At 42.8% G+C, this 18369-nt stretch carries 20 protein-coding genes; 10 read left to right on the forward strand and 10 right to left on the reverse strand.

Annotated elements, in window-relative coordinates:
* Window positions 1-571: 571 nt before the first annotated feature.
* The 6 genes from QAI40_RS12675 (at window position 572) to QAI40_RS12700 (ending at window position 7545) form a co-directional block, all read left to right on the forward strand.
* Entirely contained in the window at window positions 572-1381 is an 810-nt protein-coding gene (locus QAI40_RS12675; protein WP_299982621.1) for a DUF3786 domain-containing protein, read from the forward strand.
* 125 nt (window positions 1382-1506) lie between these two features.
* Window positions 1507-2187, forward strand: a complete 681-nt coding sequence (fadR, locus tag QAI40_RS12680) for a fatty acid metabolism transcriptional regulator FadR (RefSeq protein WP_299982624.1) — start codon at window positions 1507-1509, stop codon at window positions 2185-2187.
* On the forward strand, window positions 2184-3743 hold the full coding sequence (locus QAI40_RS12685; protein WP_299982627.1) for a glycerol-3-phosphate dehydrogenase/oxidase: 1560 nt from the start codon (window positions 2184-2186) through the stop codon (window positions 3741-3743). Before fadR ends, QAI40_RS12685 begins: the two co-directional genes overlap by 4 nt.
* Before the next feature lies 1 nt (window position 3744).
* Complete coding sequence (locus QAI40_RS12690; RefSeq protein WP_299982630.1) at window positions 3745-5295, forward strand: FGGY-family carbohydrate kinase; 1551 nt, start codon at window positions 3745-3747, stop codon at window positions 5293-5295.
* A complete protein-coding gene (locus QAI40_RS12695) occupies window positions 5295-6977 on the forward strand; it encodes an FAD-binding oxidoreductase (RefSeq protein ID WP_299982633.1) in 1683 nt (560 codons plus the stop codon). The genes QAI40_RS12690 and QAI40_RS12695 overlap by 1 nt, the downstream gene beginning before the upstream one ends.
* 85 nt (window positions 6978-7062) lie before the next feature.
* A complete protein-coding gene (locus QAI40_RS12700) occupies window positions 7063-7545 on the forward strand; it encodes an adenosine-specific kinase (protein ID WP_299982636.1) in 483 nt (160 codons plus the stop codon).
* A 3-nt stretch (window positions 7546-7548) separates the two neighbouring features.
* Here the strand turns inward: QAI40_RS12700 and panP are convergent, their stop codons facing one another.
* The 5 genes from panP to QAI40_RS12725 are packed head-to-tail and all read right to left on the reverse strand — an operon-like array spanning window position 7549 to window position 11953.
* Window positions 7549-9201 carry a pyridoxal-dependent aspartate 1-decarboxylase PanP gene (panP, locus tag QAI40_RS12705; RefSeq protein ID WP_299982639.1) on the reverse strand — a complete coding sequence of 551 codons (1653 nt, stop codon included), beginning with the start codon at window positions 9199-9201 and terminating at the stop codon, window positions 7549-7551.
* Between the two features lie 11 nt (window positions 9202-9212).
* Window positions 9213-9758, reverse strand: coding sequence for a 2-oxoacid:acceptor oxidoreductase family protein (locus QAI40_RS12710; RefSeq protein WP_299982641.1), 546 nt, complete (start codon window positions 9756-9758; stop codon window positions 9213-9215).
* A complete protein-coding gene (locus QAI40_RS12715; protein ID WP_299982644.1) occupies window positions 9758-10582 on the reverse strand; it encodes a 2-oxoacid:ferredoxin oxidoreductase subunit beta in 825 nt (274 codons plus the stop codon). Before QAI40_RS12715 ends, QAI40_RS12710 begins: the two co-directional genes overlap by 1 nt.
* Window position 10583: 1 nt before the next feature.
* Window positions 10584-11738, reverse strand: a complete 1155-nt coding sequence (locus QAI40_RS12720; RefSeq protein WP_299982647.1) for a 2-oxoacid:acceptor oxidoreductase subunit alpha — start codon at window positions 11736-11738, stop codon at window positions 10584-10586.
* Entirely contained in the window at window positions 11735-11953 is a 219-nt protein-coding gene (locus QAI40_RS12725) for a 4Fe-4S dicluster domain-containing protein (RefSeq protein WP_299982650.1), read from the reverse strand. The genes QAI40_RS12720 and QAI40_RS12725 overlap by 4 nt, the downstream gene beginning before the upstream one ends.
* Before the next feature lie 241 nt (window positions 11954-12194).
* Here QAI40_RS12725 and QAI40_RS12730 point away from each other — a divergent pair, with 241 nt between their 5' ends.
* Entirely contained in the window at window positions 12195-13025 is an 831-nt protein-coding gene (locus tag QAI40_RS12730) for a glycosyltransferase family 2 protein (RefSeq protein ID WP_299982652.1), read from the forward strand.
* Here QAI40_RS12730 and QAI40_RS12735 read toward each other — a convergent pair.
* The 3 genes from QAI40_RS12735 to QAI40_RS12745 all read right to left on the reverse strand — a co-directional run bounded on the left by QAI40_RS12735 (window position 13022) and on the right by QAI40_RS12745 (window position 13929).
* The gene (locus QAI40_RS12735) at window positions 13022-13171 is read right to left on the reverse strand and encodes a hypothetical protein (protein ID WP_299982655.1); all 150 of its coding nucleotides are present in this window, start codon (window positions 13169-13171) and stop codon (window positions 13022-13024) included. The genes QAI40_RS12730 and QAI40_RS12735 overlap by 4 nt on opposite strands.
* An 81-nt stretch (window positions 13172-13252) precedes the next feature.
* On the reverse strand, window positions 13253-13558 hold the full coding sequence (locus QAI40_RS12740; RefSeq protein ID WP_331520831.1) for an aldehyde ferredoxin oxidoreductase C-terminal domain-containing protein: 306 nt from the start codon (window positions 13556-13558) through the stop codon (window positions 13253-13255).
* Window positions 13555-13929, reverse strand: a complete 375-nt coding sequence (locus tag QAI40_RS12745; RefSeq protein WP_299982661.1) for an MFS transporter — start codon at window positions 13927-13929, stop codon at window positions 13555-13557. The genes QAI40_RS12740 and QAI40_RS12745 overlap by 4 nt, the downstream gene beginning before the upstream one ends.
* Here QAI40_RS12745 and QAI40_RS12750 point away from each other — a divergent pair.
* Window positions 13904-15997: a molybdopterin-containing oxidoreductase family protein gene (locus QAI40_RS12750; protein ID WP_299982664.1), complete on the forward strand. Its 2094-nt coding sequence runs from the start codon at window positions 13904-13906 to the stop codon at window positions 15995-15997. The two genes, QAI40_RS12745 and QAI40_RS12750, sit on opposite strands and share 26 nt — an antisense overlap.
* A 118-nt stretch (window positions 15998-16115) precedes the next feature.
* Here the strand turns inward: QAI40_RS12750 and QAI40_RS12755 are convergent, their stop codons facing one another.
* Together QAI40_RS12755 and QAI40_RS12760 are read right to left on the reverse strand one after the other, a co-directional pair.
* Window positions 16116-16907 carry an amidohydrolase family protein gene (locus tag QAI40_RS12755; protein WP_304511657.1) on the reverse strand — a complete coding sequence of 264 codons (792 nt, stop codon included), beginning with the start codon at window positions 16905-16907 and terminating at the stop codon, window positions 16116-16118.
* Between the two features lie 75 nt (window positions 16908-16982).
* The gene (locus tag QAI40_RS12760; protein ID WP_304511658.1) at window positions 16983-17744 is read right to left on the reverse strand and encodes an IclR family transcriptional regulator; all 762 of its coding nucleotides are present in this window, start codon (window positions 17742-17744) and stop codon (window positions 16983-16985) included.
* A 228-nt stretch (window positions 17745-17972) separates the two neighbouring features.
* Between QAI40_RS12760 and QAI40_RS12765 the strand changes: the two genes are divergently transcribed.
* Both QAI40_RS12765 and QAI40_RS12770 read left to right on the forward strand, forming a co-directional pair.
* Window positions 17973-18236: a hypothetical protein gene (locus tag QAI40_RS12765; protein WP_299982675.1), complete on the forward strand. Its 264-nt coding sequence runs from the start codon at window positions 17973-17975 to the stop codon at window positions 18234-18236.
* Between the two features lies 1 nt (window position 18237).
* Window positions 18238-18369: aldehyde ferredoxin oxidoreductase N-terminal domain-containing protein (locus tag QAI40_RS12770; protein ID WP_304511659.1), on the forward strand; the 132-nt coding region annotated here is incomplete at its 3' end.

An 18369-nucleotide genomic window follows, 5' to 3' on the forward strand; every position in this document is an offset into this window, starting at 1 on the left:
TTTCTCCTGTAATATCAATAACTTGCGTGAGATTTGGGCAATAGTTTACGAAAAAAATATTTACCTTTTAATGGAAAACCATACTGACGCATGAAAAAAATCCTCACCGAGAATTGCTGCACATAAATCCTCACAAGATAAAAGAAGAATTAGCTTCTCGCTTAAACACAAAATTTCAACAAAAAAATGCACCGGTTGCAACCGGTGCATTTGTGCCTTCTAGGCGGGCGACAACCTGTATATGTATGGCCCGGTATCGGGGTCAATGATCGAAGACCTGCTCTGCGCCGCTACTACGCGCAAAGGCCGCGTACTGCAGGGGCGGCACATCCAGCCGCTAATCGGCCGTTTCTGCAAGATTCATTGTCACATATACTTCGGAATCATCATATTTAAGCCGGGCATCAGGGAATCTTTTTAGAAACACATTTTACAGTCTGTTAAATTCCCGGACAGTTGTTGTAACATAGACCCAAAAGGAGTTTGAAAGACCGGAATCTGAAAATATTTTCTTTTCCAGAAAGGTATTTGTCAGGTAGACATAATATTTTAATCCTGATAAGGAGTTCATATGTCTGAATTTGCCAATGCCATGGAAGTGTTCAAGCTCTTAGATAAATCCAATTGCAGGAAATGTAATGAACAGACCTGCCTTGCATTTGCCTCAAAGGTCTTTCTGGGAGATAAGCGTCTCAGCCAATGTCCTGTTTTAAGCCGGGAAGTGCTTGATAAGTACCAGAGGAAACAAAAGAAAAAAGATACCAGGGAAACTTACAGAGAGATCCTGGTGGGAGAGTTTAAAAAAGAAATAGAGTCCTGTGATCTTGAATATGCTGCTCAGAGAGTAGGGGGAGTCTTCTCAAAAGGAAAAATGATGATCCGGGTTTTTGGTAAACAGTTTTCCATTGATTCATCCGGTAACATGTTTTCAGATATCCATATCAACCCCTGGATTGCCGGGCCTGTGCTAGGATATATCCTTCATTGCAAAGGGGTCCCCCTGACAGGAAAATGGGTGCCCTTAAGGGAGCTTGAAGGCGGCCGTGAAAAAAACGGGCTTTTTGTCCAGCGATCGGAAAAATCTTTCAAACAGATTGCAGACCGGTATCCCCGCCTGTTTGAAGATTTGATTTTTCTTTTTAACGGCGAGAAAGTAAAAAATCACTATGAATCCGATATAGCAATAGTCCTTTATCCGCTGCCCAAACTTCCCATTCTGATTTGCTACTGGAAACCGGAAGAAGGTATGGAATCAGATATCAATCTTTTCTTTGATTCATCTGCCGACATGAACGCCACTATAGATATAGTATATGGAATTGCTGCCGGTATTGTTGTCATGTTTGAAAAAATCTCACTAAAGCATGGCGTGGCCCGTTAACTGGTTTTCAGCCTTAGCAGTTGTTTCATTTTGTTGCAATTGTTTGATTTCGTTTGATTTTTTGCAAAAGAACTGGTATGACCTCTTACCAGAAGAGAGATATAAATATTGGAATGGGTGGAATCGTGATTAAAAAATTATTAAAACCTGCTGAATTTGCTGAAAAACAATTATTAGAAGCGATTTTAGGGTCGAAATACAACCCTGGTGAAGTGCTTCCGGCTGAAAGACTTCTTGCTACTGAGCTTGGGGTAACCAGGCCCACATTAAGAGAGACCCTTCAGCGGCTGTCAAAGGAGGGGTGGATCACCATACGGCACGGCAAGCCGACAAAGGTGAATGATTACCTGGGGAATGGCGGGCTTGGAATTTTAGGTTCCCTGGCAAGATACGGCAAGAATTTATCCTTTGACATGGTGTCCCATTTACTGGAAGTCAGAACCGTGATGTTTCCCGGTATCGCCCAGAGAGCTGTATCCAACAGTCCCGAAGAGATCTTAACCTATCTTAAAAAATCAAAAACCTTAAAAGACCGAGCCGATGCCTATGCCGGATATGATTGGGGGTTGCAGATGCTCATGGTTAAGGCAACAAACAATCCCGTCTTTAATATGATTTTAAATGATTTTGAACCGCTTTATGCAGTCCTGGGAGAGATCTATTTTCAAAAAAAAGATACTAGGTCTGTATCCCTCACATACTACAGGGACTTGATCAAGGCTTTGGACCAAACAAATATGGATGTAAGGCCCATTGTTGAAAAGACCATGATCCATTCCGAGAAGATATGGAGGCGTATAAGATGAAATTTTCTGATATAAATAAAGAATATGATATGATTGTAGTTGGCGGTGGGATCAACGGGGCTGGCATTTTTTTTGAGGCTGTAAAAAAAGGATATCATGTGCTTCTTCTGGAAGCAAAGGACTTTGCCTGGGGAACGTCAAGCAGGTCGTCAAAGATGGTTCATGGGGGATTAAGATATCTTAAACAGGGAAAGTTCCTCTTAACAAAAGCGGCTGTAAAGGAGCGGGAACGACTGTTAAAACAATACCCTGGACTGGTTAACCCTTTGCAATTCATCATGCCCGTGTTTGACGATTATGGTCCTTCCAGGTCATCCATGAAAATTGGTCTTTCCATCTATAGCTTCATGGCCGGGGAAAAGCAGCATAAAAGTTATACAAAAACAGAAGTTATGGAAAAAATTCCCGGAATCAGAAAGGAAAATCTGGTGTCGGCCGTTGGATTCAAGGATGCCCAGGTGGATGATGCACGGCTTGTGTTAAGGCTGATTTATGAGGGGTGTCTCTTAGGCGGGACAGCACTGAACTATACAAAAGTGACGGGGATTGAAAGGGATCGAAAAGGACATCTGGCTGCGGTTAACGTTATGGATGAAACATCCGGGGCATCATTTGAAATCAAAACAAAGGTGCTGATTAATGCCACAGGTGCATTTGCAGAAACCCTTCATCCATCCCCGATGAAAGGATTTCACATACGGCCGTTAAGGGGCAGCCATCTGATTTTTCCCAAAAGCATATTCCCCCTGGACCGGGTTATCAGTTTTATCCACCCACAAGATTTGCGACCTGTCTTTCTGTTTCCCTGGGAGGGATCGGTTCTGTTGGGCACGACAGATGTTGATCATGATCATGATATGGAAATGGAACCGTTTGTGACAATGAAAGAAGCACATTATTTAATGGATGGATTAAACTATATCCTGCCGAATCTTGACCTATCTTTGAATGACTGCATATCTTCTATTGCCGGGGTTAGACCGGTATTAAGCAAAAAAAAAATGGCTGCTTCGCGGGAATCACGGGAACATGTGGTATGGAAGGAGAAGGGACTCATAACAGTGACAGGCGGAAAACTCACTACATTTAGAATGCTTGCCAATGATGCGTTAAAAGCGGCGAAATCGCATCTGCCAAAACAGACGGTCCCAAATTCCGGGCAAAAGATAAAAGATCAACCTTGTGATGAAACATGCAAGAATGTATCAAAAAATGTCCGGGAAAGGCTTTCAGGTCGGTATGGATCTTTTGGCTATCAAATGATCAGGCAGTATGACGAACAACTGTTCAGCCCAATTGAAAACACAAAAAGCCTTTGGGCGGAAATCCGCTATGCGGCTGAACACGAAAATATTTGTCATCTTTCCGATTTGTTATTGCGGCGGGTCAGGATTGGCCTGCTTCTTCCTGAAGGCGGGAAAAAATTGCTGGACAGGGTTGAAACCTTGTGCAAACCTTATCTTTTATGGGACAATAAAAAGTGGAACATGGAGAGGAAAGCCTATATAAAACTATGGGAAACATATTATTCTCCACCTAAAAAAAGGGAGCCTTGATTTGGAGCAAAAAACAATTCTTGCAATTGATTGTGGAACCCAAAGCCTTAGAGCCATTCTCTTTTCTCAAAAGGGCGAAGTGCTCGCAAGGGTTCAGACTGAATATGAACCCTATTTTTGCAAGCATCCCGGCTGGGCGGAACAGGACCCTGAACTTTATTGGAACAGCCTTATTAAAGCCTGTCGCAAGTTAAAGCAGTCAAATCTGAAATTGTTTGAATCCATCGCCGGGGTAGGGGTGACAACCCAGCGGGCCAGTATGGTGAATGTGGATGAAAAAGGAGTCCCCCTGCGGCCTGCAATCATATGGCTGGATCAGAGGAGGTCAAAAGCCGTTTGGGGACAAAAAGGTCTATTAAATCTGGGCCTTAAAATTGCGGGTCTCAAAAAAAAGTTAGAGGATATTCAAATTCAGGGCAAATGTAACTGGATTATGCAGAACCAGCCTGAGATCTGGGAGAAAACACATAAGTATCTTCAGATTTCAGGCTTTTTAAACCACAGGCTGACCGGGAATTTTACAGATTCTGTGGCTTCACAGATCGGGTATATCCCGTTTTGTTATAAAAACCAGGCATGGGCAAAAAAATATCAATTGGCAAAAAAACTTTTTCCCGTTGGAAAGGATAAACTTCCGATTCTTGTACAGCCTGGGGATCACCTGGGCACGATTGCCTCACAAACCGCACGACAAACGGGGATTGAAAAAGGTGTTCCCGTGATTGCCTGCGGATCTGACAAAGGATGTGAAACTTTGGGGGCAGGTGTTGTAAGTCCCAAAATGGCAAGCTTAAGCTTTGGTACGACTGCAACGGTTCAGACTTTGTCTGAAAAATATATTGAGCCCATAAAATATTTGCCTGCATACCCGGCTTCGGTTCCGGGATTTTATAATCCCGAGGTGGAGATTTTTCGCGGATTCTGGATGATCACATGGTTTAAAAAAGAGTTTGCACACAAAGAGGTTGAGCAGGCAAAAAAAATAGGCATCCCGGCGGAAGAAGTGTTAAATCAATGTCTTGAGAGAACTCAACCCGGCGCCATGGGTCTTGTTGTACAGCCTTACTGGGGGCCGGGCCTAGATCATCCCGATGCCAAAGGTGCCATGATAGGGTTCGGGGATATTCATACAAAAGATCATGTGTACCGGGCCGTCATTGAAGGATTGGGGTTTGCCCTCTGGGAAGGCATGGATAAAATTCAAAAAAAAACCAGAATAAAAATAGAAAAAGCCGCTGTCTCAGGCGGTGCCTCACAAAGCGATGAAATCTGTAGGATAACAGCAGATATTTTCAATTTTCCCATGGTAAAGGGACAAACCCATGAAACATCGGGCCTGGGTGCAGCCATTCTTGTGGCCAGGGGCCTTGGATGGTTTTCAACCATAGATGAGGCTGTGGATAATATGGTCCATGTAAAAAAAATATTTGAACCAAACCAAAAGCATGTTCAGATTTACAAGGCTTTGTATTCAAGGGTTTATGCTAAGATGTACTCGGCTCTTCAACCCTTGTATTCACAAATTCGTGACATAACAGGATATCCCAAATAATGAAAAAACATGATTTTACACCGGACTGGCTGGAAAGAGAACCGGATCGGCAAACCTTTAGATCCATATTTAAATGGGGAGCAAAGGATCGATTTAAAAATCCAAGCCAGGGATTTTTTAATGTCATAAAAGAGGAGCTTGGGCTTTCAAACGCTGATTTTCAAACCCCTGTCAATTTAGGAAACAAGAGCGTTGAAAACACCCTGGAAACAACGATTTCCCCGGAAGATATCATCCTGTTTGAAACCATTGTCGGCCAGGAGAATCTTTTTCTTGATACCTATTCCCGGTTGAAATATTCCACTGGCAAATCCATGGAAGATATTCTTAATTTAAGGCAGGGAAAAATTGAAGATATTTCCGATATTGTTGTGCATCCTCGTAATAGGGTGGATATCGAAAAAATCGTTGCACTCTGCCATGAAAAGAAAACCCCCCTTCATGTGTATGGCGGCGGAAGTTCCGTCACCCTGGGGCTTACCTGTCCAAAAGGCGGGGTTAACCTGGTGATGAATACCCACATGAATAAAATGATTAAGTTTAATGAAATGAATCATACCATTACGGTTGAACCGGGTATGATGGGCCCTGAGTATGAAGATTTGTTGAATCATGCCCCTGAAAAATTGAATGCGAAAAGGCGGTATACCGGAGGCCATTTTCCACAAAGTTTTGAATTCTCTTCGGTTGGCGGCTGGGTGGTTACTCTTGGCTCGGGTCAGGCATCGTCGTATTATGGAGATGCCTGTGACCTGGTGATCAGCCAGGAGTATGTCACTCCGACAGGCACCTTTAAAACCCACGATTTTCCTGCAACGGCCACAGGTCCTAAGATCAATGATATCATGAAAGGATCTGAAGGATGTTTTGGGGTGCTGGTTGCTGTAACCATGAAGATTTTTCAATATCAACCTGAAACTGCAAGACAGTTCACCTTTATGTTTCCGGAGTTTGAAACTGCTGTCAATGCAGCGCAACAGATCAGCCAGGCTGAGTCTGGCATGCCCTCCATCCTTCGGCTGTCTGATCCTGAAGAGACTGATGTGGCCATGAAAATGTACGGCCTTAATGGCAGCCTGCCGGACAAATATATGGGATTTAAGGGCTTGAAACCAGAGTCACGATGTCTTTTAATGGGTCAGACAGACGGGGAAAATTATTTTTCAAAAAATTTATTTAAACAGATTAAAAAAACCTGCAAAGCAAACCAGGGACTTTATCTGACCGGATATCCCATGAAAAAATGGCAAAAGGGAAGATTTTCAGACCCCTATATGCGGGATGCCTTAAATGACTTTGGGGTACTGATTGATACCCTTGAGGCTTCCGTTACCTGGGAGCATCTTCAAGCGCTTTATCATGCGGTTAGGGATTATATCAAAAAACAGCCTCATACCATTTGCATGACCCATGCATCTCATTTTTATGCCCAGGGAACCAATCTATATTTTATTTTTATTACAAAGATGCAAAATATTGATGAATTCAGATTGTTCCAGCGTGGCATCATAGAAAAAATTGAAGAAAATTTTGGATCATTAAGCCACCATCACGGGGTGGGAAGAATGCTGGTGCCCTGGATGGAGAAGCATCTGGGTAAAAAGCAGATGGATGTATTGCGGGCAATAAAAAAGCATTTTGATCCCCATAACATTATGAACCCGGGGGGGCTTGGGTTATAACACAGATTGTTTTTCTTCATAAATATCAGTATAGTAGGGCCTGCCAGCATATTTTGTAATCAATTAATTATATAGAGAGGAAAAAATGGAACTGATAACCATAACCATTGAAAATCCTGATGAGTTGAATTTTATTCTCGGTCATTCCCATTTTATAAAAACGATTGAAGATATCCATGAGGCCATTGTCTGTACAGTGCCGAATGCTAAATTCGGCGTTGCATTCTGTGAAGCATCCATGGAGTGCCTTGTCAGGCACAGCGGTACAGATGAGGAGATGATAGGGCTGGCAAAGAAAAATGCCTTTGCGCTTTCAGCCGGTCATTCTTTTATTATTTTTATGAAAGATATGTTTCCTATTAATGTTCTCAATACCATTAAAAATGTACCCGAAGTTGCCAGAATCCATTGTGCAACAGCGAATCCTGTTCAGGTAATTCTTGCCCAGACAGATCAGGGCCGGGGAATCCTTGGAGTCATAGACGGATTCTCATCAAAGGGTATTGAAACCGAGGCAGATATTGAAAAACGAAAAGGTTTTTTGAGAATGATCGGTTATAAACAATGATGGTTAAACGATGTGCTGATTGGGGTTTGCTGTTTCCTGAAGATTATGGAAAATGGATTCCTGCTCATCAAGGATTTCATTAAGAATATCAATATTTGTCATCGGATTCATAATAACAGACCTTAACACAACGGTGTTGTAATGGTCTTCCGGTGAGTCTTTCAGCCGGGTTCTTGACACAAAGCTAACCCCTGCTTCCCTTTGAATTCTCTGGATTTTAATATTGATGTCATCCAGGATGGCATTAAGTCTTTGCCGTTCTTTTTTATCAGCAGTTTCCAGTTTTTTTTGCATATCCACAGGAACAACTCTGTAGGTCAGGATATTCAACTGGGGCTTGCTAACCAGTTGAAAGAGACGTCTTTGTCCGATCATTTTTGCGAATTGTTCGGCTATTTCAATTCCATGTTCAATCATCAGTGCATATCCTTTTGAACCCATAATTTTAAGGGCGCTGTCAAGGATCAGAGAATTGGCTTCTCTTGATCCTTCAAGGGTTTTTATCCCCAGGTCAACACTGCCGGGCCTGTTAACATACCTTGCATGGTATACAATCTGATCCAGGGCTTTGGGATCTTTGAAATAAACCATGCCAGAGGCCATGGGCATGTAAAATAGTTTGTGACAGTCAATGGTGACAGAATCTGCCCTTTCAATACCCTTCAAAAGATGGCTGTATTTTTCAGATAAAAGCACAGGTCCTCCCCAGGCTGCATCCACATGGAAATGAATACCCTGAGTTTTGCAAATATCTGCAAGTTCGGGCAACGGATCAATAATTCCTGTTTCAGTGGCGCCGGCAATGCCGATGATGGCGATAATTTTTGTTTTTTTGTCGGCCCGAAGTTCTTTGATTTTGTTTTCAAGTTTTACCAAGTCAATGCTTCTGTTTGAATCGACATCTATAGAGATAATATTCCGGTTCCCTAAACCCAGAATACCCCCGGCTTTTTTCAGGGAATAATGACCTCTTTTTGAGACAAGTATCACTGATCTTTCAAGATCATGAGCTTTCATAGCCTCAAAAAAACCGTTTTTTTCTATGCTTTCAAAATTCTCTTTAGAAGGGAAGCTTTTGTTTCTGGCGGCCCACAGGGCAGTAAGGTTTGCTGTTGTGCCGCCGGTTGTGAAAACACCCAGGGATGTTTCTGTGTTCTGGACATGCTCGAAATAGAAATGGTCATCAAAGTTGAAAATCATCCGGTGCATTTTGGCAAGGATCTGTTTTTCCAGTATAGATAAGACCTTTGAGGTTTCAAGCTTTATGACATTCTGGTTTAAAGCGGCAGTAATGGCTTTTAAGTGAACCATGAAAAAGGGGATAGCAGAAGTCATGTGACCGATGAAATAAGGGGAAGCCACATTGACAGCCCTGGGTGCAATCTCATAGATGATATCCTTGATCACATCGGCCAGTTTTTTTTGCGGATGTTTATTGATTTTCGTATCTGTGTAGTCTTCCGCCAGTTTAATTAAGCTGATTTCTTCGGTCACTCCGACATGCTTGTTTAAAAAATCATGAAGACCAAACAGAATCTGTTCCATATATTTGACAAGAGTCTTTCTGCTGCTCTCATCTTCAGGCCTGATAAATACTCTGTGAAGGGTGTCCCAGTCTGCAACAAGAGAAGGGGGTTTATTTTTTATTTTGGGCATGGTCTATTTTTTTAATATTTTTCTTTTTTACCCATTTTCATGCCCAGATCCAGGGCTTTTTTATTCATTTCCATAAAATCTTCAGGGATGGTTGTTTCAAGAACTTTGAGGATGGATGCAGGCTTGATAAGTCCTGACACACCAATCAGGGCTCCCAGCATGCAGATATTAAACACAATGGGTTTGCCAATCTCCTTCATTACACTCTCATACATGGGAAGGGTGATATGTTTGGCATCCACTTTTTTTTCAATAGTGACATATTTTGAATCCACCAAAAGCAGGCCGCCGGGCCGGATGATAGCAGAAAATTTATTATAACTTTCCTGGGTCAGACTGACCAGGATATTTGGCTGGATAACTTTTGGAAAAAAGATTTCAGAATCATCAATAATGATATCGCTTCTGGTGGAACCACCCCTTGCTGCCGCTCCATAGCTCTGGGACTGGATGGCACTTTTGTTTTCAAAAATCGCTGCAGCCTTGGCAAGGATGATTGCGGCTGTTATAACGCCTTGTCCCCCTGAACCTGAAAAAACCAGTCTTGAACGTTCCATTATGCTTTTCCTTTCATTGCTGTCTCGATAATCTTGTCATAGGCCTCACAGTATTCAGGGATATCCGTGTTTTCAACAAAAACTCCCCTCTGGATCAAATTGGGATTTTTTTCCAGTTTTTTGGATCCGATTTTTACTGTATTGGTTTTATAGCTTTCCATCATTTGGATGGCATCCCCTTCCTTGTTTTTCCTTCCGTAATAGGTCGGGCACTGTGTCAGGATTTCTACAACGGAAAATCCTTTGTGGGAGATGCCTTTCTTGATAAGGTCTTTACATTCGTTGGCATGGTATACGGTGGATCTGGCAACAAAGGTTGCGCCGGCACTTTTAGCAAGCTCAACCACATCAAAACTCCTGTCAATGGTTGAATAGGGCGCTGTAGTTGCTTTTTTTCCACTGCCGGACAAAGGAGAAAACTGTCCGCCGGTCATACCGTAAATCCTGTTGTTCATGACAATGGCCGTGATATCAATGTTCCTTCTGGCCGCATGGATAAAATGGTTGCCGCCGATGGCAAGGGCGTCACCGTCACCCATGGGAACAATGGCCTTTAAACTGGGCTTTGAGAGCTTAACCCCTGTGGCAAAAGAAAGTGCCCTTCCATGGATGGTATGGAGCGAGTGAAAATCAACATATCCTGAAATTCTGGATGAACAGCCAATACCGGAAGTGATTACGATTTCATTTTTATTAAGACCCAGTTCATGAACAGCCCGCAGCAAAGATCCCAAAACGATTCCGTGTCCGCATCCGGGGCACCAGATATGGGGAAAGAACCGTGGCCGAATATAGTCTTTAAAATTAAATGCCTGTTTCGTCATGTTACACCCCCTTCCCCTGGATCATCCTTAAAAGGGTTTTAATATCGGTTGGTGAGATCAATTCTCCGTCAATCCTGTTGGCCAGAAACACATTACGGGGGTTGTCAACGGCATTTTTTACCTGTGTGACCACCTGCCCCATGTTCATTTCAACCACAATAACAGCTTTAGCGCCTGAACATTTTTCCCTGACCATCTCTGCAGGAAAGGGCCAAAGGGTCTGTAGTTCCAGAACGCCAATTTTTATTCCCCTTGCCCTTCTATTTTTTGCCAGGTGAATGGCGGATCTTGCAGATGATCCATAGGAGATCAGTATAAATTCAGCATCATCCAGCCAATATTCCTTATACATGCTGATTTCATGGACATTGTTTTCAATTTTATCCACAAGGTGCCGCAAAAGCTCGCTGACAACTTTTGGATCATTGTTAGGAAAACCCCACATGTCGTGGAAAAGGCCTGTGACATTATATTTATGTTCTGCACCAAAATCAGACATGGGCAGTCTGCCATCCTCTCTGGGGAGATATGGATGATAATCAACCCCTTTTTTGACAGAAGTTCTAAGACGCTCCACCACAGGGATTTCTCCTGGTTCCGGAATCACAAGTTTTTCACGCATATGGCCGATGACTTCATCCAGCAGGATAACCACCGGGGTTCGATAGGTTTCAGCCATGTTAAAGGCGTCAACCGTTATCTTGAATACATCCTGATGATTGGATGCCGTCAGCGCAATAATGGCATGATCACCGTGAGTACCCCATCTTACCTGGTTCACGTCTCCCTGGCTGACGTGGGTGGGGTTGCCTGTTGAAGGGCCGCCGCGCTGTACATTGGCAATGACACAGGGAATTTCTGCCATACATGCATATCCCAAGGCTTCCTGTTTAAGTGAAAAGCCGGGACCTGACGTGGCGGTCATTACCTTGTTGCCTGTAAGCGAGGCACCAATGATTGCACCCATTGATGCAATCTCATCTTCCATCTGGATGAATTTCCCTCCCTTTTGGGGAAGCCGTGTCGCAAGATGTTCCATTATTTCAGTGGACGGGGTAATCGGGTATCCTGCGAAAAAATCTATCCCGGCATAGATAGCGCCTTCCACACAGGCTTCGTTCCCCTGGACAAACCGGATATTATTTTTATTTTTCATTTTCTACTTCCTGGCTCTTCTATGATTTGTATTGCTAAATCAGGGCATCGAAGTTCGCAAAGTTTGCATGCAATGCAATCTTCGGGTCTTGCCGCTTTCGCCTTCCCCTGCTTGTTGAATTCAAGTACGTTTTTGGGGCAAAAGTGAATGCAGATACCGCACCCTTTACACCATTCTTTATCAATTAAATGTTTAACTGTTTTGCCTTTTCCCATAATATCCTCGTAATAGATAATAAATATCTGTAAATTCAGGCCCTTCAATAAGTGATTTAAATTTGTATGTCAAGGATAACTCTCATTTAAAATGAATCATATTTATTCTTTTATATTCCACGAAAAAATGCAAGAGAAAAAGATAAGTTATGGGAGAATAGAATGGTTGGGTCTTTTGCTGTTTTACATACGTTGTTTGATCATGATTGCCCCCCCCCAAATTAAATGATATACAGCTTTTATGAATCAAAAAAATGAAAATTTTGTGAGTGTTATTCTACCCACATATAACCGTGCCTGGACGTTGAAAGATGCCGTTGATTCCGTTCTTTCTCAGGATTATCCAAATATGGAATTGGTAATTATTGATGACGGATCAGAAGATAACACACGAGAGTTGCTTGAGGCATATAAAAATGAAATTGTGATTTTGACACAGAAAAACTCCGGTGTCAGCGCTGCCAGAAACGCAGGGATAAAAAAGAGCAGAGGAGGATTTATTGCTCTGCTGGATTCCGATGATGCCTGGGATAAAAGAAAGATATCCTGCCAAGTGGAGTTTTTTAAGCATCATCCTGAAGCTCTGATTTGTCAGACCGAAGAGATATGGATTAGAAATGGAAAAAGAGTTAATCCTAAAGCTAAGCATAAAAAACCATCCGGGATGATATTTGAACCATCATTGAATCTTTGCCTGGTAAGCCCGTCAGCAGTTATGATGAAAAAGGAATTGTTTGACATGAAAGGATATTTTAATGAAGATTTTACGGTTTGTGAAGATTATGACTTCTGGCTTAGGCTCAGTTCAACCATACCCGTTTTTTTGATTGATAAACCCTATACCATAAAAAGGGGGGGGCACAAGGATCAGCTTTCAAGGCTTCATTCCCAGGATAAATTCAGAATCCGTTCATTAATGAATCTTCTAGAGTCAAATAGTCTGACACAGGATCAAGCTGAAAAGGCAAAAAAAGTTTTGAAAAAAAAATGTATTATCTATGGAAATGGCTGTATAAAACGCGGGAAAAGAGAAGAAGGGGAATACTATTTGGGTATCGATCAATCGGTTTAAAGATTTGAAATATTCATTCCATAGAGCGGGATACCTTCTTCGTCTGAACCGAATTCCTGAATTTTACACCTGGAAATTTCTTCTTTCAGAATAATGGAAGAGTTGGGCCCCATTATAATTGAATCCTGGGTGATGGTTTTTGCCATGGTGACAACTGCCTGGGGCCGGTTTTTTGCTGAAAATTCTTTTAATTCTTTTTTTGTAATAACAAGGTTTTTATTTTTTTCTTATAGCACGGCGATTTGATTTTTGATCTGCTCGATTCTGTTTGCGATCTTGTCCTGGGTTTCAAAAATGGTGTTCAGTCTCTGTTCCGCCTCCTTGCCAATCTGACGGGCAGCATGATACACGCCATCGGCCAGAATATTTCCTATACCTTCCCTGTGAATAATTTTTATCAGGTAGAAGAATCTTTCTCTACCGGTTTTTGGGAAGTTTGGCAGACCCTCATCCGTCAAAATGCCGGCTTCGTAAAGTTCGATGGCAAAGGCGAGCACCTGGCCAGATAGCTGTTCATCAATGGGAAATTTCAGGTGTTATCATTGCTGCTGACTGTCAAAGCGGTCGATTTTACCGGTTTTAATAAAAGCAGTAAACCCAAACCCAGAATACTAATAAATAAAAATAATCCAAAAGGAAAATTGTAACTACTGCTGATATCAAAAAAATATCCTGTTACGATAGGACCAACTGCTCCGCCCGTAGTACCGAAAAAAACGACCATACCAAAAAGAGAGCCATGGGATGCGATCCCGAAAAGTTCCGCCACAATGGGAGAGACAATAGTAAAAATTCCACCATGGGCAAACCCGTATATAAAGGCAAAGACATAAAGTTTCCAAAGGGTATCTGCGGCTTGCAGCCATAAAAATCCTGCTATGAGAATAAAAAAGGAAAAGATCATTGACCGCCTGCAGTCGATCCGGTCAATAATTAAGTCCGATTGTATCCTGTGCATCAACAGTTGTGGTATCAACGCCCACGTTAAAGACGGGAAACTGGTTAAGGTAGAAGGGATGAAAGAGCATCCCATCAGTGAAGGTGCTATCTGTCCCAGGGGTGAGGCCCTGCCTGAATGGTTATATGGTGAAGGCAGAATTAAACACCCCATGGAAAAGGTAGACGGTCAATGGAAACAAATTTCATGGGATGATGCACTGGATAAAATTGCTGAAAAACTTAAGGAGATCAAAGCTCAATACGGGGCAAAGGGTCTTGCCGTATATACGGGTTCTTTGGGTACGGAAAACATTGAGCTTGCAGCCTTTGCCCAGAGATTCCGTGGTGTTTACGGTACGCCGAACCTTCTTTCAGTAGAAGGAAACTGCTTTAGATCACGTATCATGGCACGACAGATGACATTCGGCGGATATCCCATAGAAGAGCCATGGAATTCAGAATGTGTCATCATTGTCGGCCAGAACATGGATAACTCCAGGATCACCATAGGAAGCAAGATTTACAAGGCCCACGATGAAGGAACACTCAAACATATTTTTATCGTTGATCCAAAAAAGATACCCATGTCTGAAAAAGGCACCCATCTCCAGCTGAGGCCGGGAACAGATACTGCCCTTGCTCTGGGCATGCTCAATGTCATTATTGAAGAAAATTTACAGGATCAGGAATTTATTGATAAAAACTGCATGGGCTTTGACAAGCTGATTGAGCACGTAAAGGAATACACACCTGAAAAGATGTCTAAGATTACCTATGTCCCTGCCGATGAGATCAGGAATATAGCAAGAGTATTTGCGACAGCCAAAGCGGCATCTATTATTCTTGGCACAACCCCCATTGACCAGCATATTAACGGTTTCCAGGGTAACAGGATTTTTTCTATTCTCCAGGCTGTAACCGGTAACATTAACATTCCCGGCGGATGGGTAAGTATTCCTTTTATTCGCCTGGGGGACATGCGGGTAACAGAAATTTCCGATCCTATTGGAACCCATGAACATCCCCTGTTCCGTCGTTTCTGGGGACGGACGTCTCCCTATGGTCAGCAGATGCTGTTTGCCAATGCCGTATTGGATGAAAACCCGTACCCGATTAAGGGACTCATCTGTACCGGCGGTAACCCGGCAATGACCCTTCCGGACTCAAAGAGGACAAAAGAGGCGTTGAAGGCGCTGGATTTCATGGTCGTATTCGAACTTTTCATGACAGAGACGGCTGAACTTGCAGACATTGTCCTGCCCGCCTGTTCATTTCTGGAAAAGAAAGGTGTTGGATATGTTTATGGTGTCACCAATTGTATTCCCTTTGCAATGATCAGAAAAAAGGTCATTGAGCCGATTGGAGAGAGTTGGCCGGACTGGAAAATCTGGACGGAACTGGCATTGAGAATGGGATACGAAGAGCACTTTCCGTGGAAAACAGAAGATGAAATCATTGATTTTTTTCTAAAACCCAGCGGTTTGACAAGGGAACAGATGGAAACAGAGCATCCAGAGGGCATGTACTATGGGAAAACCACCTATAACCAGGATAAATTCTATACGCCTTCCGGAAAAATAGAGCTGTATTCCCAGACCCTTGCCGAGAATGGCTATGACCCGATCCCCAAATGGGTTGAGCCCAGCAAGAGCCCGGAGAGCACCCCCGAGCTGTTTAAAAAATACCCCATCATCCTGACAACGGGTACAAGGGTCCCTGAATTTTCCCACACCCAGCTTCGGAATGTTCCGAGCCTTATGAAGACAGCTCCCGAGGCTTTAGGAGAGATTCATCCTGATACGGCAGCCAGGTACGGTATCAGTGACGGAGACATGATGACGGTTGAGACGACAAAAGGTATTATCGAAATAAAGACCAGACCACCGAAGCACTGCACAAGGGAGTTCTCAGCATCCCCCATGGATGGGGGGGGTAAGGCCAATGCAAACGAGCTCACATCCTATGAACCCCGTGATCCTGTCACGGGTTACACTGAGATGAAGGCGCTTCTCTGCCGTATTGCCAAGGCATAAGGCAAAGCAGGTTTAAGAATAAATATAAACACAAAGCCTGTTACCCTTCAGGTTAACGGGCTTTGTGTCACAATATCCATGCCCCTTGATTTTCAGTGCGACAGATTAATTGGAAGTGTTACAAATTCAGCAGATCTGCTGCATTCTGACCCAGAATTTTATCTTTTGCATCCTGGGTCAGAAAGGGAAGGTCCAGAAAATAATTCAATTCCGTTGACTGATCAGTAAAAGGGCTGTCAGTACCGAACAAAAATCGTTCAATGGGATGTTTGGAAAAAAAATGCGCCAGTGCGTCTTTCTCCATGATTCTCAGTACAAAGGCGGTATCAAGGTAGACATCGGTGCCAAGAAGATAGGTCTTTGTATCATCATAATTGTCTTCGCCGCCCATATGGGCAGCAATCATCGTTAAGTCTGGAAATTGTTGATGAACTATGAGGAGCCTTCTGGGGGTTGCGTGCACCGGAGGAGGTAATCCGCGATCCAGGCCGGCGTGGAACAGCACTGGCAGTTGCAGCGCCTGTGCCGCTTCATAAACAGGGTACATTTTCCTGTCATCAACATAAAATCCCTGATAATCGGGATGAAATTTAATCCCTTTAAATCCCAGATCTTTTAATGTGCCCATATACGCATCAAGGTCAGGGATATCAGGGTGAATGGCGGCCATCGGCCGAATACCTTCCCGGATGCATTTGTGAAGCCACTGATTAACAGATATCACTTGTTTCGGGTGGGTGGTGATTCTGCTGACAAGGGATATCTCGATGCCGGCCTGTTTCATTGATTGTAGCAGGCTTTCCAGACTGCCGTTTGTATAATGGGAAATATCCGATCTATTTGATAAGTCGGACAGAATGGCCGAGCCCTTGTGCCGGGGGAAAATATGGGTGTGAAAGTCGATGACCATACTATACATTATAACAATACAATCAAAAGATAGAAAGATGTTTTTTGTCTTAAATTCAGTCTGACCGGTCTTTTTTCAAACAGTGGTTTCAAGTATTGTGCTGATTTTTTTTGCAGCGGTTTTAACCAGTTGACTGTGATTTTCCATCTTCGTTCGATCCAGGCTGGCCTTGAAACCAACCACCCAGAGCGCAGCCGGATAATTTCCGTATCCATTGATGGGTGCAGCAATCGCACAAACACCTGACATATACTCTTCTTCATCTGTGGCATATCCATTCTTTCTAATCTGTTCCAACTGGTTGAAATACGCTTCAGGGGATGTGAGTGTTCTGGAGGTAAATTGGGTTAGTGTATTTGAAAATAGAAATTTTTTTGCCGCTTCAGGTTTCATCTGGGCCAGAAAGACTTTTCCCGCTGAGCCTGCCAGCAAGGGCATGGACGTTCCAATGGGCGAAGTAATTTTAAAATCTTTCTTTGATTCAACACTGTCAATAATGATGATCTTGTTTCCATTCCTGATGCCAAGAAAAATAGTTTCCTGGCATTGTTCCATCAGTTCTTCCATGTGAGGCCTGGCAATTTTTATCAGATCAATTCTGGTGTTGGCCATTTTCCCAAGCTCAACCAGTGTGAGGCCTATGACATACCGCTTGGTAATGGAATCCCTTTTCAGCGCGCCCTGCTCCTCAAGCGCTGCAGTGATGCCATGAACAGTACTTTTGCTGATGCCAAGCTGATGGGAAATGTCACTGATTCTTAAACCTTGAGAGGTTTTTGAAATCGCATCCAGAATAGTAAATGCCTTTTTAACAATCGGGGCTTGATATTTTTTCATCATTGTTCACCATAGCGAACCTTTTTTATATTGCAATTAAAAACTAGCTTGACATGCTTATATTATTAATATTACTATTCACTATTATGAATTACTTTAAAAAGCAACATTTAATTATGGGTGTGATAATTCAGGATAAGATAAAATAAGGGGCTGAATCAAGATTAAATGTAATAAAAATCAGTGTTTATTTTTATATATATTAATCATTAACAAAGGAGGGTCACTATGGCAGTAGATACTAATAAAATGTCGGGTGCCGAAAGTCTGCGTAAAACCAGGACCTACGGTAAATTTAGATGCCATAACCCAAGCTGTATGGGCAGGCTGGAGCCTAAACCGGGTGACAAACATGTGAAATGTCCGGTTTGTACGTGTGAATTCCGTGTCGCATGGATTCGTCCTGATTTTCCAAGAATCCGTGGGCCGGTCTGGGAAGTGAATAAAAAAATTGCTGAGGCAGCATTCAAAAAGAAAATGGAGGGTAAATAATATGGCGTTGGATAGAAAAATAGCATATATTGACCTTACCACCGGCGAGGTAGAGGTTAAACCCATACCCCTTGATGTCAGAAGAAAATTTCTCGGTGGTCGGGGTCTTGATGCTTATCTGTTACTGAATCAT

The sequence above is a fragment of the Desulfobacula sp. genome, from assembly GCF_030611305.1.
GTDB lineage: Bacteria > Desulfobacterota > Desulfobacteria > Desulfobacterales > Desulfobacteraceae > Desulfobacula.

Excerpts from the sequence above, each read along its gene's own strand:
- QAI40_RS12675 (WP_299982621.1), top strand. The coding sequence starts at position 572 with ATGTCTGAATTTGCCAATGCCATGGAAGTGTTCAAGCTCTTAGATAAA.
- QAI40_RS12685 (WP_299982627.1), top strand. The coding sequence starts at position 2,184 with ATGAAATTTTCTGATATAAATAAAGAATATGATATGATTGTAGTTGGC.
- QAI40_RS12695 (WP_299982633.1), top strand. The coding sequence starts at position 5,295 with ATGAAAAAACATGATTTTACACCGGACTGGCTGGAAAGAGAACCGGAT.
- QAI40_RS12700 (WP_299982636.1), top strand. The coding sequence starts at position 7,063 with ATGGAACTGATAACCATAACCATTGAAAATCCTGATGAGTTGAATTTT.
- panP (WP_299982639.1), bottom strand. The coding sequence starts at position 9,201 with ATGCCCAAAATAAAAAATAAACCCCCTTCTCTTGTTGCAGACTGGGAC.
- QAI40_RS12710 (WP_299982641.1), bottom strand. The coding sequence starts at position 9,758 with ATGGAACGTTCAAGACTGGTTTTTTCAGGTTCAGGGGGACAAGGCGTT.
- QAI40_RS12715 (WP_299982644.1), bottom strand. The coding sequence starts at position 10,582 with ATGACGAAACAGGCATTTAATTTTAAAGACTATATTCGGCCACGGTTC.
- QAI40_RS12720 (WP_299982647.1), bottom strand. The coding sequence starts at position 11,738 with ATGAAAAATAAAAATAATATCCGGTTTGTCCAGGGGAACGAAGCCTGT.
- QAI40_RS12725 (WP_299982650.1), bottom strand. The coding sequence starts at position 11,953 with ATGGGAAAAGGCAAAACAGTTAAACATTTAATTGATAAAGAATGGTGT.
- QAI40_RS12730 (WP_299982652.1), top strand. The coding sequence starts at position 12,195 with ATGAATCAAAAAAATGAAAATTTTGTGAGTGTTATTCTACCCACATAT.
- QAI40_RS12735 (WP_299982655.1), bottom strand. The coding sequence starts at position 13,171 with ATGGCAAAAACCATCACCCAGGATTCAATTATAATGGGGCCCAACTCT.
- QAI40_RS12750 (WP_299982664.1), top strand. The coding sequence starts at position 13,904 with ATGAGAATAAAAAAGGAAAAGATCATTGACCGCCTGCAGTCGATCCGG.
- QAI40_RS12745 (WP_299982661.1), bottom strand. The coding sequence starts at position 13,929 with ATGATCTTTTCCTTTTTTATTCTCATAGCAGGATTTTTATGGCTGCAA.
- QAI40_RS12755 (WP_304511657.1), bottom strand. The coding sequence starts at position 16,907 with ATGGTCATCGACTTTCACACCCATATTTTCCCCCGGCACAAGGGCTCG.
- QAI40_RS12760 (WP_304511658.1), bottom strand. The coding sequence starts at position 17,744 with ATGAAAAAATATCAAGCCCCGATTGTTAAAAAGGCATTTACTATTCTG.
- QAI40_RS12765 (WP_299982675.1), top strand. The coding sequence starts at position 17,973 with ATGGCAGTAGATACTAATAAAATGTCGGGTGCCGAAAGTCTGCGTAAA.